A 15,626-nucleotide genomic window follows, 5' to 3' on the forward strand; every position below is an offset into this window, starting at 1 on the left:
GGCCCACCGGGCGCGGGGGCCGCCCCGACCGGTGGGCCGGACCGGGGCGGCCTCGCCGGCCGGGGCGGCCCGGCCATCAGGCGGCGGGGGGAACGGCCGGGTGCGACTGGGTGGCGCAGTGGATGCCGCCGCCGCCCGAGGCGATGCCGTCGATGGCGAGCTGCTCGACGCGGTGGCCCGGGTAGGCGGCCTGGAGGATGGCGTGGGCGACTCCGTCCGCGTGGGCGTCCCCGAACTGGGGTGCGATCACCGCGCCGTTCGCCGTGTAGTAGTTGGTGTAGCTGGAGAGGAACTCCTCCCCTCGACCGCGGATCTCCCGCCGGTCCGGACCGGGCAGTTCGGTGATGGCCAGTGGGCGGCCGTGGGCGTCGGTGGCGCTCCGCAGGACCCGCTTGGTCTCCTCGTACACGGCCACCCACTTCTTGTCCGCGCCGGGGCCGGGCTTGTCGAGGATGACGCGGCCCGGGGAGACGAACCGGGCCAGGCAGTCGATGTGGCAGTCGGTGATGTCCTGGCCGGCGAGGCCCGGCACCCAGATGACCTTGTCGATGCCGAGCGCCGACTTCATGGCCTGTTCGACCTGGCCCTGGCTCAAGCCCGGGTTGCGGTTGGCGTTGACCATCGAGCTGACCGTGACCATCAGGGTGCCCTCGCCGTCGGTCTCCAGCGAGCCGCCCTCGCCGACGAAGCCGGCCCGGATCCGGTTCACCTCGTACTCGGCGAGCAGCGTGCGGGCGGCCGCCGCGTCGTTGGCGAAGGGCTGGGCGTAGGTGGTGCCGGTCTTGCCCCAGCCGTTGAAGTTGGTGTCCACGCCGGCGACCGCGCCGGGGGCGACGACGAAGGTGGGGCCGAAGTCGCGGATCCAGAGGTCGTCGTTGGGGATGTCGATGACCTGGATGCCGTAATAGGCGCCCAGTCCGCACTGGTGACGGGCCTCGGCGACCTGGCCGGGGCGGGCCAGCACCACGACCGGCTCGTAGCGGGATATCGCGTGCGCCACTTCGGCGATGTCCCGGCGGACCGCTCCGAGCTTGTCGTCCCACACCGAGGCGAGGGCCGGCCAGGCCATGTACGTACGGACGTGCCGGTCCGTCTCGGCGGGCATCCGGAGCGTCCCCGCGCCGTACTGCGCGGCCGAGGCGGCCTGCGTCAGGGGCGGGAGGGCGGCGCCGAGGGCCGCCAGCGGCACGGCCGCCGCGCCGATCCGGAGCACTTGGCGGCGGGAGGTGCGGGGGTTGGTATCCATGGTGACTCCCTGATGAGGAGGGGCGGGATGCACGGCATCCTTCCCCTAACTGAAAATTCAGTCAACCTCTTCGTCATATTGCCGTTACCCGTCGGGCCGGTTCCACTTCGATGGATCAGCTACGCCCGAAGTGGTCGACCACGATCGTGACGGGCCCGCCGGCCACCGCCTCCACGAGCCGCACGATCACGATTTCGCGCTGGTCAGGGCTTCGCACGCAGAACGGACGCTCGTTCGCGAGCGCCTTGAACGGCAGGGCCGTCACCGGCCGGGTCTCGATGCCCCGCGCACAGTCCTCCGGGGTGGGCGATCCGTTTCCGTCCGGGACGAAGGCGTCCGACTCCTCGGACAGCAGGAGGCCGTCGGCGCCGCGCGCCAGGTACCAGGGAGCCGTCTCGGCGGGAACCACCTTCCCGCCCCGCAGGTCGAACTCGTAACCGGAATCCGGTGCGGTGAGCCGGGCCCGCGCATAGCCGGGGACGTACGCGGCTCCCGTCGGCCGGGGCGGGGCGCTGCCGCCGGGGCCGGTGGTCGCGGGGGCGGGGCTCGTGGCGGGCGCGCCGGGGTTCGTGGCGGAGCCCGTCGCGGCGGGACCGGGCCCCGCGATCGGGTCCTCCCGATCCTGCTCGGGGTCGCCGAACCAATACGCGGCTCCCCCACAGGCCAGCAGGGCGGCGACGGCCAGCGCGGGCACGGCCGACCTCCGCCCGCGCCGCCGGGTGCGGCGGTCCGGGGCGGGGCCGACGGCGCGGGCCGGCTCCGGCTCCGCGGGGGCCGCCGGGTACGGACCGCCGGGGGCGTTGCCGGCGGTCGCGGGGGCGGAGTACGCCGTCGCCGTCACGGTCGGCCGGAAGTCCGGGGAGGGCGGGCCCGGCGGGGACGGCGGCCCGGCGTCGGCGGGGCCGCCGACCTCCGCCAGGACCGATCGGGGCAGCCACCCGTCCGTGAATTCCGGCCGGGGGCCCACGAGGGGGTGGGCGTGGACGGCCGCGATCAGCTCGCCCGTCGTCGGGCGGTCCTCGGGGCGCTTGGCGAGGCACCAGGACACCAGGTCGTGGAGCTCGGGCGGGACCGGGGCGAGGTCCGGCTGCTCGTGGACGACCCGGTACAGGGCTCCGGATTCCGGCCCGTTCCCGAAGGGCGGGACCCCGCACGACACGAACCCGACGAGCGCCCCGAGCCCGAAGACGTCGGTCGCGGAGGTCACCGCCCGGCCCAGCGCCTGTTCCGGGGCCATGAAGGCGGCGGTGCCGATCCGCACGCCCGTGCCGGTCAGGGCGGCGGCGTCGGCGGCCCGCGCGATGCCGAAGTCGATCACGCGCGGCCCGTCCCCGGCGATCAGCACGTTGGCCGGCTTGAGGTCCCGGTGCACGACGCCCGCCCGGTGGATCGCCTGGAGCGCCTCGGCGATCCCCGCGACGAGCAGCAGGACCGAGCGGACCGGCAGCGGGCCGTGGCGCTGTACGACCTGATGCAGGCTGGGGCCCGGCACGTAGGCCGTGGCGAGCCACGGGGTCCGGTCGTCCTCGCCGGAGTCGACCACCTGCGCCGTGAAGAGGCCGTGGATCCGGCGGGCGCCCGCCACCTCCTGGGCGAAGCGCTCGCGGAACTCCGGGTCCGCCGCGAACTCCCGTCGGACGGCCTTCAGCGCGATGGGCCGGCCACCGGGCGTGTACGCCAGGTACACCACCCCCATCCCGCCCGCTCCGAGCCGGGCGTGGAGGCGGTAGCCGCCTATTTCGTGGGGATCGTCGGCGGACAGGGCCGTGTGGGCCGGCTGTACGCCGGGGGGCTGAGCGAACATGCGGTGGCTCTTTCAACGATGCGGCAATGACCTGGGGCGCATCGTGCCGCTAACTAAAGTTTCAGTCAATGTGTGACAATGCGAGACGCACACCGCCAGGAGGAGGATCACCCCATGTCGGATCGCAGACGGGCCATCCTGGAGGGCGCCGCCCGGGTCATCGCCCGACGGGGGGTCCGCGGGCTCCGGGTGGGCGAGCTCGCGGCCGAGGCCGGCGTGTCGACCGCCTTGATCTATTACCACTTCAAGGACCGGACCGGCATCCTGCGGCACGCCCTGGCCTTCATCGGGGACCGGGCCGACCGCTACACCGGAACCGGTTCCGCCACGCCCGCGGCCGCGGCGGAACCGGCCGCCGAGGACCCGCGACAGCTCCTGGAGCGCACCCTGCTGCTCGAATTCCAGGACCTGCCCGAGGTGCGCGAGAACAGCACCGCCTGGGGGGAACTGAGGGCCCACACGATCTTCGACCCCGAACTGCGCGAGGAACTCACCGCGGCGGGCGCCGCCTGGGTCGAGGAGGTCGCCGGACTGCTCGGCGCCCTGCATCCGACGGCTCCCGCCGCCGCCGTCACCGCCGCGGCGGAACGTCTGACCGCTCTCCTGGAGGGCCTCAGCGGCCGATGGTTGAGCGGATTGCTGCCCGTCGGGCACGCCCGTGACCTCATGCGCGGCGCGATCGGAGTCGAAATCGGCCTCCTCGGTTCCCGGATCCGGCAAATTGACTGAATTTCCAGTCAGTGTCAGAGTGGACGAACATGGCCGCACCACATTCCGTGCGTAGAGGCCGTTCTCGGTGCAAAGCGTGCACCCTAGTCGTAGGGCCCGGCGCGCCGGCCCCGTGCCGCGCCTCCCGTGCCCGTCCTGGCCGGACGCCTTCGCTCCGCCAGCACACGATCGGAGTCCCCCGTGTCGTTCACTCCCCCCAACCGCCGGAGCGTCCTGCAGACCCTCGCCGGTCTCGGCGCCGCCGTCTTCGGCGCGGCGGCCTGCGGTCCCGCCGCGTCCGGGGCGCAGCCGGGCGCCACCGGCTCCGCCCGGCCCTCCGGTTCCCCCGGCCACGCCGCGAAGCGGCGGCTCGGCGCCGAGTGGGAGAGCCACACCCGCACCTTCATGTCCTGGCCCGCCCTGACGTCGGTCTGGGATCGGGACCTGCCCTACGTACGGGAGGACATCGCTCGGATCGCGCGGGCCGTCGGCGAGTTCGAGGCCGTGGTCATGATGGCCCGTCCGGACCAGGTCGGCGCGGCACAGCGGGCGTGCGGCTCGCAGGTCGAGGTCATCCCGCTGGCCGTCGACGACCTGTGGGCCCGCGACACCGTCCCCGTGTTCGTCGAGGAGGGCAGCAAGGTCGTCGGCGTCGACTTCAACTTCAACGGTTGGGGCAACAAGCAGGAGCACAAGAACGACGGCCAGGTCGGGCGTCTGCTGCTCCAGAAGTACGGCGTCCCCCGGGTGCAGGCCCCGCTCGTCGCCGAGGGCGGCTCCTTCGAACCCGACGGCGAGGGCACCCTGCTGATCACCGAGAGCTCGATCGTCAACGACAACCGCAACCGGGGCAAGTCCCGGGACGTCATCGAGGCCGAGCTCAAGCAGACCCTCGGTGTGGAGAAGGTCATCTGGCTGGCGGGAGTGCGCGGCGAGGACATCACCGACGCGCACGTCGACAGCCTCGTGCGTTTCACCGCGCCCGGGGTGGTGCTGCTGGACCGCGCCCACCCGAGCACTCCGGCGGACTCCTGGTCCCGCTCCGCCGACCAGGCGAAGTCCGTCCTGTCGAAGGCGACGGACGCCCGGGGTCGCCGCTTCGAGGTCGTCGACCTGCCGCAGCCCGACCTGAACCGGATCACGGGCGAGGGCGACGACTTCGTCTCCACCTACGCCAACTTCTACGTCGCCAACGATTCGGTCTTCATGCCGCAGTTCGGGGACCGCAAGGCGGACGACCGGGCCCGGGGCATCCTGCGGGAGCACTTCCCCAAGCGGGAGGTGGTTCCGGTGAAGATCGACACCATCGCCTCGGGCGGCGGCGGGATCCACTGCTCGACCCACGACCAGCCGGGCAAGCCCGCCGCCTGACCGGCCCGTTCCCGTACGGCCCGTGGCCGTCGGCCGGATCCCCCGTCCCCGTACCCCGGAGCCACCGTGACCGAGTCCCCGCAGCCGCCCGCGCCCCCGCGCCCGTCACCGCCGGCGCGCCGCCTCAGGCCGTTGCCCGCCCTGCTCGTGGCCGCCATCCTGGCGGCGGTGGCCGTGGGCGCGTGGCTCCAGTTCGGGGAGCGGCAGGCGCTGGACACGGTGTACACGGCCGGGCGCGACGACCCGGACCGCGTCGACATCGGCGCCACCATCCAGCGCGTCGACGCCGCCGGCCGGGAAATGGTCCTGCGGGTGCTGGTCACGCCCCGGGGTGCCCTGGCCGAGGCGGGCGGCATCTCCCCCGCGGAGGACCTCGTCGTCCAGACGTCGGCGGCCACCCGGGGCGACCTGGCGTTCAAGGCGCACCAGCGGATCGCGACGACGGACGTGCCGGTCGCCCTGACGGGCGGCTCGATCACGGACTATCCGTTCGACGCATACGAGGCGGCCGTCGAGTTCGGGGCGACGGTGGGCGGGGAGAGGGTGCCGGTCCGCGTCACGCTCTCCAACAACGACGTGCTGTTCTCGGCGGCGGTCGACGCCTCGACGTCGCAGGACGTGGCCGTCCTGGACGTCGGGTTGGCACGGTCCAACAGCGTGCTCGTGTTCGCGGTGTTCATGATGCTCGCCATGTGGGCGCTGGCCGTGTCGGTGCTGATCGGCGGCTGGTACCTGGTGACCCGCCGCAAGGGCCTGACCTGGCCCGCGCTGGGTTGGATGGCCGCCACCCTGTTCGCCCTGGCGGCGTTCCGCAACACGGCCCCGGGCGCCCCGCCCATCGGGTGCCTGCTGGACTACATCGCGTTCCTGTGGGCGGAGACGGTCATCGCCTTCTGCCTGATCACGGTGGTCATCGCGGGCATCCGCGCCGAGCCGCCGGTACCCGTACCGGCGGCCGACGGGGAGTCCGTCGCGCCCTGAGTCAGACGACGAGCTCGGGCTGCTGCTCGCGGCGCTGTTCCGGCACGCGTACGGTGGCGACGGCCGAGGCCGCCTCACGGTCCCAACGCCGGGTGGTCCGCACGTAGACGAGGATCACCGACGCGGTCGCGAGGACGAGCAGCGGGCCGAACAGCCACGGGAGCTCGGCCATCCGGACCGGCAGGTAGCGGTACGACGCCAGCATCGCGACGAACACGACCGTGCCGTGGACGACGACCCGGGTGGCCGACCGGTCCCAGCCACGGGCCTGCGCCCGCAGGCCCGCCTCGATCGTGAGCGTGAACACGATCCCGGAGATGATGTCGGCGCCGTAGTGGTAGCCGAACCCGAGCGTCGCGCCGAGGGTGGCGACGAGCCAGAAGGTGCCCAGGTAGCGCAGGGCCCGCGGGCCCTTGCGGGAGTGGATGAAGATCGCGGTGGCCCACGCCGTGTGCAGACTGGGCATGCAGTTGCGCGGGGTGAACTCGTCGAACGGCATCGGGACGGGCACGCCGATGGGCGGCGCCGTGTGGGGCCACAGGTTGGCGAGGGCCCACTGCTCGCCGTCGGCGCCGTACGCGAAGATCGGCCCGACGACCGGGAAGATCATGTAGATGCCGGGTCCGAGCAGGCCGATGACCAGGAACGTGCGCACCAAGTGGTGGCTGGGGAAGCGGCGCTCGGTCGCCACGTTGCGCAGCTGGTACAGCGCGACGATGACCGCGCCCACCGCGAGCTGGATGTAGACCCATTCGAGGACGTGAGCGCCGACCGTGCCGGTGGCCTCGACGATCCGGCCCACGACCCACGAGGGGTTGCCCAGCGCCTGGTCGGCGGTCGCCACGTACTGGTCGAGCACCATCGGACGGGTCTTCGAGGTGATCAGCAGCCAGGTGTAGCCGGTCTTGCGGCCGGTCACGAGCAGCAGGGCCAGTCCGACGCCCATGAGCAGCAGCCGGCGTTCACGGCCGGTGCGGCGCGTGACGGCGATGACGGCGCAGCCGAGGGTCACCCACAGCGCACCGCTGCCGAACATCATCTGGGCGCCGACGATCCACCGCACGAGCCAGAACACGAGGTCGATGCCGATCGCGGCCCCGACGGCGATGAACCGCTGCCGCCAGGTCAGCACCACCAGCATCAGCGTCATGCTGGCGTACAGCACCGTTCCCGACTGGGGTGCGACGATCAGCTCGCGCCACTGGACGGTGATCGGTCCGGGCTTGCCGTACCCGCGGGCGGCGATCTCCAGGGCCACGAGGAACCCGAGGCCCACCACGCCCACGGTGGCCCACAGCAGGACCTGCGGCCGACGCCATGCAGCGGGGTCGGTGCCGCTTTCTGTTCGCGAGAGAAGTCGCGACACCTTAGATATCAATTTCCAGCCGCTTTGTCTCATGTCAACATGCCTGCCACCTACCGTTGGCTCGAACATGTTAACGGAGCGACCGTGTCGCCTCGCTCGTGGGTGCGAGGAACGGCCTGCGGCTGAGGTGGTTGGCGCGAACCCGACGGGTCACCGGCCGGTCGGCGTTGCCCGGACGGGCCGCCTGCAACGTCGCCGTAACGCACGAAAGGCCGCCCTCCCGTAAGCGGGAGAACGACCTCCGACGTGCTTCATGCACTGTCGGGACGACAGGATTTGAACCTGCGACCCCTTGACCCCCAGTCAAGTGCGCTACCAAGCTGCGCCACGTCCCGTTGTGCCTTCCACCTGGGGTTTTCCCCCGTGCGGCGGGCACATGCAGAACATTACCCCACGCTGAGGGGTGTGCGTGCACGGGTAATCGGCGAGGTGGAGGATGGCCGGGTGAACGCAAGGGACCGGGACGGTGAGGGACGGGCGCGCAGCGCGCGGCCGAGGGACGGACTGGGGCGGCCGCTGCCCTACGGGGCTGCCGGCGTCCAACGCCAGCCGGAGGGGGTGGTGCGCTCCCCCGCGGGGACGGTCGCGGAGGCCCAGCGGCTGTTGGACGCCGGGATGCCGTTCCACGCGCACGAGGTGTTCGAGGACGCCTGGAAGTCGGGTCCCCCCGACGCGGCGCCCTTGTGGCGGGGGCTGGCGCAGCTGGCGGTGGGGCTGACGCACGCGGCCCGGGGGAACGCGCTCGGCGGGGCCCGACTGCTGCGACGGGGCGCGGCCTCGCTCGACGGGGTGACGCCGACGCACGGACTGGACCTGCCGGGGCTGGTCCGGTGGGCCGGGGAGTTGGCCCACCGGGTCGACGGCGGGGCCGTCGTGGACGCCGCGCGGGAGGCCCCGCGGCTACGCGGTGGCGGGCTGCAGTAGGTCCCAGCGGTTGCCGTAGAGGTCCTCGAAGACCGCGACGGAACCGTACGCCTCGTGTCGCGGTTCCTCCAGGAAGCGGACGCCCTCGCCTGTCATCCGGGCGTGGTCGCGCGCGAAGTCGTCGGTGTACAGGAAGAAGCCGACGCGGCCGCCGGTCTGGTCCCCGACGCGGGAGCGCTGGGCGTCGTCCTTGGCGCGGGCCAGCAGGAGGGCGCTCTCCTCGGCGCCCGGCGGGCGGACGACGACCCAGCGGGAGCCGTCGGGACGTGCGGTGTCCTCGGCCAGGTCGAAGCCGAGGGCGCGGGTGTAGAAGTCGATGGCCTCGTCGTAGTCGTGGACCACGAGGGCGGTGAGGGCGATGTGCGAGGGCATGGGCCCTATTGTGCGCCGAGGAGGACGACGTCCAGGGTGCGGGGGCCGTGCACGCCCTCCACCCGGTCGAGTTCGATGTCGCTGGTGGCGGAGGGCCCGGAGATCCAGGTCAGCGGACGGGTGGGGTCGAGCCGTTCGAGGGCCTGCGGGACGGAGTCGACGACCTGGTCCGGGACACGGACGACGCAGACGTGGTGGTCGGGGATCAGGCTGATGCGGCGCCGGCCCTGGTCGGGGCCCCCGTCGAGGACGATCGTGCCCGTCTCGGCTATGGCGAGGGCGCAGCCGGTGACCACGCCCGCGACCCGGTCCAGTTCGTGCGCGGTGGACGCCGCCCGGTCGTGAATGCGGGTGGGACCTGCGACGGACAGCCAGTGCGGGGGCAGGGCGGGCGGTACGAGGACGCTGTCGTGCCGGGACAGCAGGCGCGCCAGGAGCGGCGGCAGGCCGTCCTCGTCGGTGCGGTGGACCGTCGCCCGGTACTCGGTGAGGTTCGCGGCGAGCAGGTCGGCGGTCTCGGCGGGGGTGCGGGCGCCGTGGACGCGGAGGTAGTCCCGGGGGACGTCCGGGTCGGGGCCGGAGGCGGCCCGACGGATGCGGGCGAGGATGCGGTCCTTGCTGCTCACGGTCGCGGGGTCTCCCGTTCTCGGGTCCACCAGTCGCGGAAGGACTCCGCGGGGATGTCGGGCAGGTCACGGGTGTCGGTCCAGGCGCGGCCCGGTCCGGGGAGTCGGCGCGGGCGCAGCCGGCGGGCCCGGGACAGCAGCCGCTCCGCCGCGCGCAGGGCGCCCGGGCGGTCGAGCAGGAGGCGGGCCGCGCGCAGGGCGGCGCGTTCGGCGGTGTGGCCGCGGACGGGGCGGATCCGTACGCGGACGCCGTCGCGGGTGACGGGGCCGCCCTGGGCGACGCGTTCACGGAGGTGGACGAGGACCTCGGGGATGTCGATGGCGACCGGGCAGACCTCGTAGCAGGCGCCGCACAGGGTGGAGGCGTAGGGCAGGCTCGCGTCGATGTCGCTGCCGGTGCCGCGGAGCTGGGGGCTGAGGATGGCGCCGATCGGGCCGGGGTAGACGGATCCGTAGGCGTGGCCGCCGGCGCGTTCGTAGACCGGACAGACGTTGAGGCAGGCGGAGCAGCGGATGCAGCGCAGGGCCTGGCGGCCGGTTTCGTCGGCGAGGGTGTCGGTGCGTCCGTTGTCGAGGAGGACGAGGTGGAAGGCGGAGGGGCCGTCGCCGTCGGCGCCGTTGGACGGCCCCGTTCCGGTCCACATGGTCGTGTACGGGTTCATGCGTTCGGCGGTCGAGGAGCGCGGCAGGGTCTGGAGGAAGATCTCCAGGTCGCGGAAGGTGGGGACCACCTTCTCGATGCCGACGACCGAGATCAGGGTCTCGGGGAGGGTGAGGCACATGCGGCCGTTCCCCTCGGATTCGAGGACGACCATCGTCCCCGTCTCGGCGACCATGAAGTTGGCCCCGGAGACGGCCACCTTGGCGCGCAGGAACTTCTCGCGCAGGTGCAGGCGGGCGGCCTCGGCGAGTTCGCGCGGGTCGTCACCGAGGTCCGGCGGTGCCGGACGGCCCCAACGGCCCATCTCGGTGCGGAAGACGTCACGGATCTCGCCCCGGTTCCGGTGGATGGCGGGGACCAGGATGTGGGAGGGCCGGTCGTGGCCGAGCTGGACGATGAGTTCGGCGAGGTCCGTCTCGTAGGCGGCGATCCCGGCGGCCTCCAGGGCCTCGTTGAGGCCGATCTCCTGGGTGGCCATCGACTTGACCTTGACGACCTCCCGTTCGCCGGTGGCCAGGACGAGGTCGGTCACGATCCGGTTCGCCTCGTCGGCGTCGACGGCCCAGTGGACGGTGCCGCCCGCGGCGGTGACGGCGGCCTCCAGTTGCAGCAGGTACTGGTCGAGCCGGCGCAGGGTGTGGTCCTTGACGGCCTTCCCCGCGGCACGCAGCCGGTCCCAGTCGGACAGTTCGGCGACGGCGCGGGCGCGTTTGTCGCGGATGGTGTGGGTGGCGTGCCGGAGGTTGCCGCGCAGCACCTCGTCCCGTACGGCTTCGCGGGCGGCCGCGGGGAAGGCGGGGAAGGCGGGGAAGGCGGGCATGCCGAGGTGGGTGGCCGGGGGGCGGGTCATCGCAGCGGTTCCTCCTCGGTCGAGGCCAGGATCTCGGCCAGGTGCAGGGCGCGCAGGGGGGCTCCGGCGCGGCGGAGGGTGCCTTCGAGGTGGGCGAGGCAGGAATTGTCGGCGCCGCAGAGCACCTCGGCGCCGGTGGAGCGGGCGTTGCGGATCTTGTCGGCGCCCATGGCGGCGGAGACGTCCGCGTTCTTGACGGCGAAGGTGCCGCCGAAGCCGCAGCATTCCTCGGCGCCGGGCAGTTCGACGAGTTCCAGGCCCTTGACGGCGGCCAGCAGCCGGCGGGGGCGCTCGCCCAGGCCGAGGGTCCGCAGGCCGTGGCAGGAGGGGTGGTAGGTGACGGTGTGCGGGAAGTGGGCGCCGACGTCGGTGACGCCGAGGACGTCCACGAGGAACTCGGTGAGCTCGTACACGTGCGGTACGAGACCGGCGGCGAGTTCCGCCAGGGCGCTTCCCCGGCCCTCCCGGGCCGCCTCGCGGCCGATGCGCGGGTAGTGCTCGCGGATCATCGCGGCGCAGGAACCGGAGGGGGTGACCACGTACCGGTGGCCTGCGAAGGCCTCGGCCGTACGGCGCAGGAGCGGTTCGCTCTCCCGTCGATGGCCGGTGTTGTACTGCGGTTGGCCGCAGCAGCTCTGGGCCGCGGGGAAGTCCACCTCGACGCCGAGGCGCTCCAGGAGACGGACGACGGCGATGCCGGTCCGGGGGTACAACGCGTCGTTGACGCAGGTGACGAACAGGGCGACACGCATGACGGGCAGAATAGCCGCGTGAAGAAGTTCTCAGTGATCGGCATCGGCGCGGGCGACCCGGACCACCTGACCCTCCAGGCGGTCAGGGCGATCGGCGCGGCGGACGCGTTCCTCATCCTGGAGAAGGGGGAGGAGAAGTCGGACCTGACGGGGCTGCGGCGGGCCATGCTCGACGCGCACGCCCGTCCGGGGCACCGGCTCGTCGAGGGTCGCGATCCGGACCGCGACCGGACCCCCTCCGACTACACCCCGACCGTGGACGGCTGGCGCAGCGCGCGGGCCGAGATCTTCGAGCGGTTCGTCGCCGAGGACCTCGCGGAGGGTGAGACGGGGGCGTTCCTCGTGTGGGGCGACCCCTCGCTCTACGACTCCACCCTCGCGATCCTCGACGAGGTGCTGGAGCACGGGCGGGTGACGTTCGACCACGAGGTGGTGCCCGGCATCAGCAGCGTGTCGGCGCTGCTGGCCCGGCACCGGACGAACCTGAACCGGGTCGGGCGGCCGGTGCAGATCACCACGGGCCGCCGGCTGGCGGAGGGCTGGCCGCAGGACGTCGACGACGTGGTGGTGATGCTGGACGCCCGGCACGCCTTCACGGCCCACCTCGACCAGGACCTGTTCATCTATTGGGGTGCCTACGTCGGAACCCCGGACGAGATCCTGGTCTCGGGGAAGCTGGCCGAGGTGGCCGGGCGGATCGAGGAACTGCGGACCGAGGCCCGCGCCCGCAAGGGTTGGATCATGGACACCTACCTGCTCAGGCGCCCCTGAGGTAGGCGGGCAGCGCCGCCGCGAGGCGTTCGTACTCCTCGGCGCGGTTGTAGATCTGGCCGCAGACGCGCATGCCGCCGCCGCCCGGCCGGGCCCAGATCAGGACGCGCGTACGGAGCTTGGCGGCGAGTTCCTCCCGCATCGCGCGGGCGTCGTCCTGGGTCTCGGCGGTGCCGGGCGGCAGCAGAAGCGAACGCAGCGGGAGGCCCTCGGTCCACGGCAGCGGGGTGAGCCCGGGAACCTCGGCGAGGAGCCCGGCCCCGTAGGCGGCCAGGGCGTGGTTGTGGGCTCGTACGCCGGCCGCGCCGAGCCGCTCCAGGAGGTCGAGGCCCTCGGGGGCGGCGAGCCAACCCGTGTAGTCGACGGTGGCTCGGTACTCGACGGACAGCGGGAAGCCCCGGTGGTCCTCCCAGGACGGGGTGAGGGACCGGACCCGGGAGCGGTGGGCGGGCGCGACGGCGAGGACGGCGCTGCCCGAGGGGGCGTACCCCCACTTGTGGAGGTTCCCGAACCAGAAGTCGGCGCCGGAGGCGATCGGCCGGGCCAGCATGCCGGGCGTGTGGGCGCCGTCGACGACGGTGGTGACGCCGCGGGCGGCGAGGTCGGCGAGGAGCCGGGGGCCGGCGATCAGCCGGGCGGTGGGCGAGCTGACGTGGTCGAGCAGAGCCACCTTGGTGCGGGGCGTCAGAGCGGCGAGTACCGCCTCGCGCACGGCGTCCTCGTCGGGCAGGAACGGATCCAGGGCCACGGTGGTGACGCGGGCCCGTCGCGCGGCGGCCGCGACGACGGTGCCGTAGCCGTGGTCCGTGACCAGGACCTCGTCGCCGTCGGCGAGCGGGATCGCGTCGAGGGCGAGGTTCGCGCCCTCGGTGGCGTTGGAGATGAAGGCGATGCCCGCGGGGTCCGCCCCGAGGTGCGCCGCGATCCGGGCCCGGGCCGCGTCCAACCGGTCGGGGACGGAGGCGAAGAACGTGTCGGGGTCGGCGTGGGCCTCGGCGCGCAGGGCCTCCTGGGCGTCCAGCACGGGGATCGGGACCGCGCCGTACGAGCCGTGGTTGAGGTGGGCGACGGCCGGGTCCAGTCGGAAGAGGGCCGGGCCGTCGGGGAAGGCGGGCGGGGCGGACGGCTCGGTCACGGGTACCTCCGGTCGGGTGCGGCGCGCACGGCGTGCGCGGCATCCGGATCATGCAGGGGATCCGCCCGCCCGCGAAAGGCCAATACCGGCAAAGTGGCCCGGGGCGCCCCGGCCGGACGGCCGCGGCGCCCCCACCGGACGGCCGGGCTACGATCCCCGGCCGCTGGTCGCCGCGTAGTACTGGAGGTCCTGGACCTCCACCTTGTGCTCGACCGGGTAGGGCAGATCGACCTCCGTCACGGCCCGGCCACCGCGGACGACCTCCGCCGAACTGGTGCCCGGCTTCAGCGGGAGCAGCTCGGAGTGGACGCCGGCCGGTGCTTGGTGCTCGTCGCGGGCGGAGCCGACGGAGGTCCGGACCGTCGCCGCGTCCTTCAGGAAGCTGAGCACCTCCACCGTGTCCCGAGGGGCGGCGCTGCCCTTGCGCAGGTTCATCACCAGCGACTGGTCGCCGCTCGGGTCGGCGGAGGCGAACTGGGTGCGGGAGGTGAGGTACAGGGTGTCCCTGACGACCTGGGGCCAACTGCCCGTCTTGAACCGGGTCAGGTAGTACGAGGTCAGGTCCAGGTAGGTGTGGCCGTTGTGCAGGGACGGGGCGAACTGGCTGCCTTCGGAGTAGTCGTTCCAGGTGGTCAGCTGGACCCAGTCGGCGCCGTCGTCGATGGCGTGGGTCCAGGTGGATCGCAGGGTCGCCGTGTTGCCGGCCTCGTCGTAGATGCCCTGGTTGGGGCGGGCGTCCTGCACCGACACGGGCTGCATCCAGATCTTGCCCAGGTCGTGGGCGCGGTCCACGTCCCGGCTGGAGCTCTCCTGGCCGACGTACGAGCGGCTGCCCCACTCGGAGAAGCCGTAGCTGATGGGGGCGAACTCACCGTTGTGCGCGCCGAAGTCGAGGAAGAGCGGGACGAAGGCGGTACGGACGCCGTGCTTGGCGCGGAGGGTTTCGATGAACCTGGTCCACCAGCCCACGTCCTTGGCCTCGGCCTTGAACGGGGACACGACCAGCCGGCCGTCCCCGAGGCGGTGCGCGGCGGGTGACTTGCCGAGGGCCGCGACGGCGTCGGCGAGCACGGCGGGGTCGTCCGTCTTCAGCGAGGTCATGTCCGGCATCAGCATGATCTTGAAGCCGGGGTCCACCGAACGGGCCGCCTCCATCAGGAGGTTGGACCGCTCCCAGTTCTTTCCGCTCAGGGAGAGCATGTCGAGGGTGAACCCGTCGATGCCGGCGTCCCGGGCGGTGCGCACTTCCTGCCGGAGGTTGGCCAGTTCCCAGTCGCCCTCCTTGGGTTGGACGGGCAGCGGGCGGTCGCGGAGCAGGCCACCGTAGCGCTCGTGCTTGCCGCTCTCGCCGTCCGGGTTCAGGTAGTTGCGCGTGTAGTAGTCGCCGTCGGCGCTCGCGTTGTCCAGGGAGAGCGGGTACGGGGTGAAGTAGTGGGCGAACACCAGCTTGCGGCCCGCGGCGCCCGTGCGCAGTGCGGCGGGCCGCGGCAGGTCGAAGGGGAGGGCGCCGGGGGGACGCGCGCCCGTCCCGTCGGCCCGTCCCCCGGTACCGGCGGACGGTGTGGCGCCCGCGGCGGCGTCGTCGCGGGGTTCGGTGCGCTCGGGCTCGGGCGTGGCGGAGGCATCGGGGCCGGCCGGACCGTCGGGCCCGGTGGACCAGGGCACGTTGATGTCGGGCGCCGCGTTCCGCTCGGTGGCGCCCGCCGCGAAGGGGTCCCAGGCGATGCCGGTGGCGGCGCAGACGCCGACCAGGAAGAAGGCGGACAGCAGCAGGGCGAGGAGGGCCTTGAGGCCCCGCCGGCCGCGGCGCCGCCGGTGCCCTAAGGGTCGTGCCCGCCCGTCCGTGCGCCGGTCCGCTCGCCGGTCCGCTCTCATGGTGGGCCCCTCCCTGGAATATGCCCCGCCGACGGGGCTGCACAGCAGTAGAGCCGATTCCCGTCGTCCGGACAACCGTTCCCCGGAAGCCCGGGCTCCGTACGTACGTCACCGGGACCACGGGAACTACGCCGACCGCTTTGCCGGGGCTCATGCACGCCCGGCTCCGGCGGCCTTGGCGCGC

At 73.1% G+C, this 15,626-nt stretch carries 14 protein-coding genes and 1 tRNA gene; 5 read left to right on the forward strand and 10 right to left on the reverse strand.

Annotated features, from left to right (window positions below; translation table 11 throughout):
* Positions 1–76: 76 nt before the first annotated feature.
* The gene (locus ACFVS6_RS09880; RefSeq protein WP_389702304.1) at positions 77–1,246 is read right to left on the reverse strand and encodes an agmatine deiminase family protein; all 1,170 of its coding nucleotides are present in this window, start codon (positions 1,244–1,246) and stop codon (positions 77–79) included.
* Positions 1,247–1,361: 115 nt separating this feature from the next.
* On the reverse strand, positions 1,362–3,050 hold the full coding sequence (locus ACFVS6_RS09885; RefSeq protein WP_389702306.1) for a serine/threonine-protein kinase: 1,689 nt from the start codon (positions 3,048–3,050) through the stop codon (positions 1,362–1,364).
* A 114-nt stretch (positions 3,051–3,164) separates the two neighbouring features.
* Here ACFVS6_RS09885 and ACFVS6_RS09890 point away from each other — a divergent pair, with 114 nt between their 5' ends.
* The 3 genes from ACFVS6_RS09890 (at position 3,165) to ACFVS6_RS09900 (ending at position 6,110) form a co-directional block, all read left to right on the forward strand.
* Positions 3,165–3,779, forward strand: a complete 615-nt coding sequence (locus tag ACFVS6_RS09890) for a TetR/AcrR family transcriptional regulator (RefSeq protein ID WP_389702308.1) — start codon at positions 3,165–3,167, stop codon at positions 3,777–3,779.
* Positions 3,780–3,959: 180 nt separating this feature from the next.
* On the forward strand, positions 3,960–5,129 hold the full coding sequence (locus tag ACFVS6_RS09895) for an agmatine deiminase family protein (RefSeq protein ID WP_389702309.1): 1,170 nt from the start codon (positions 3,960–3,962) through the stop codon (positions 5,127–5,129).
* A 66-nt stretch (positions 5,130–5,195) separates the two neighbouring features.
* Positions 5,196–6,110, forward strand: a complete 915-nt coding sequence (locus tag ACFVS6_RS09900) for a DUF4436 domain-containing protein (protein ID WP_389702311.1) — start codon at positions 5,196–5,198, stop codon at positions 6,108–6,110.
* 1 nt (position 6,111) lies between these two features.
* Here the strand turns inward: ACFVS6_RS09900 and ACFVS6_RS09905 are convergent, their stop codons facing one another.
* Together ACFVS6_RS09905 and ACFVS6_RS09910 are read right to left on the reverse strand one after the other, a co-directional pair.
* The gene (locus ACFVS6_RS09905; RefSeq protein ID WP_389702506.1) at positions 6,112–7,410 is read right to left on the reverse strand and encodes a phosphatase PAP2 family protein; all 1,299 of its coding nucleotides are present in this window, start codon (positions 7,408–7,410) and stop codon (positions 6,112–6,114) included.
* 327 nt (positions 7,411–7,737) lie between these two features.
* A tRNA-Pro gene (locus ACFVS6_RS09910) sits at positions 7,738–7,811 on the reverse strand.
* A gap of 109 nt (positions 7,812–7,920) precedes the next feature.
* On the opposite strand from ACFVS6_RS09910, the gene ACFVS6_RS09915 reads away from it, so the two are divergent.
* Complete coding sequence (locus ACFVS6_RS09915) at positions 7,921–8,400, forward strand: DUF309 domain-containing protein (RefSeq protein ID WP_389702313.1); 480 nt, start codon at positions 7,921–7,923, stop codon at positions 8,398–8,400.
* On the opposite strand, the gene ACFVS6_RS09920 is transcribed toward ACFVS6_RS09915, so the two are convergent.
* Genes ACFVS6_RS09920 through ACFVS6_RS09935 form a run of 4 tightly spaced genes read right to left on the reverse strand, consistent with a single transcriptional unit; the run spans position 8,377 to position 11,661 of the window.
* Complete coding sequence (locus tag ACFVS6_RS09920; RefSeq protein ID WP_389702314.1) at positions 8,377–8,772, reverse strand: VOC family protein; 396 nt, start codon at positions 8,770–8,772, stop codon at positions 8,377–8,379. The two genes, ACFVS6_RS09915 and ACFVS6_RS09920, sit on opposite strands and share 24 nt — an antisense overlap.
* 5 nt (positions 8,773–8,777) lie before the next feature.
* A complete protein-coding gene (locus ACFVS6_RS09925) occupies positions 8,778–9,398 on the reverse strand; it encodes a lactate utilization protein C (RefSeq protein WP_389702316.1) in 621 nt (206 codons plus the stop codon).
* Entirely contained in the window at positions 9,395–10,909 is a 1,515-nt protein-coding gene (locus tag ACFVS6_RS09930) for a lactate utilization protein B (protein WP_389702318.1), read from the reverse strand. Before ACFVS6_RS09930 ends, ACFVS6_RS09925 begins: the two co-directional genes overlap by 4 nt.
* Entirely contained in the window at positions 10,906–11,661 is a 756-nt protein-coding gene (locus tag ACFVS6_RS09935; RefSeq protein ID WP_389702320.1) for a (Fe-S)-binding protein, read from the reverse strand. The genes ACFVS6_RS09930 and ACFVS6_RS09935 overlap by 4 nt, the downstream gene beginning before the upstream one ends.
* 18 nt (positions 11,662–11,679) lie before the next feature.
* Between ACFVS6_RS09935 and cobF the strand changes: the two genes are divergently transcribed.
* A complete protein-coding gene (cobF, locus tag ACFVS6_RS09940; RefSeq protein ID WP_389702321.1) occupies positions 11,680–12,432 on the forward strand; it encodes a precorrin-6A synthase (deacetylating) in 753 nt (250 codons plus the stop codon).
* Here the strand turns inward: cobF and ACFVS6_RS09945 are convergent.
* Both ACFVS6_RS09945 and ACFVS6_RS09950 read right to left on the reverse strand, forming a co-directional pair.
* On the reverse strand, positions 12,419–13,567 hold the full coding sequence (locus ACFVS6_RS09945) for an aminotransferase class V-fold PLP-dependent enzyme (RefSeq protein ID WP_389702323.1): 1,149 nt from the start codon (positions 13,565–13,567) through the stop codon (positions 12,419–12,421). The two genes, cobF and ACFVS6_RS09945, sit on opposite strands and share 14 nt — an antisense overlap.
* 147 nt (positions 13,568–13,714) lie before the next feature.
* Positions 13,715–15,442, reverse strand: coding sequence for an endo-1,3-alpha-glucanase family glycosylhydrolase (locus ACFVS6_RS09950; protein WP_389702325.1), 1,728 nt, complete (start codon positions 15,440–15,442; stop codon positions 13,715–13,717).
* Between the last annotated feature and the right edge of the window lie 184 nt (positions 15,443–15,626).

It is taken from the genome of Streptomyces sp. NPDC057939 (assembly GCF_042887545.1).
Lineage (GTDB): Bacteria > Actinomycetota > Actinomycetes > Streptomycetales > Streptomycetaceae > Streptomyces.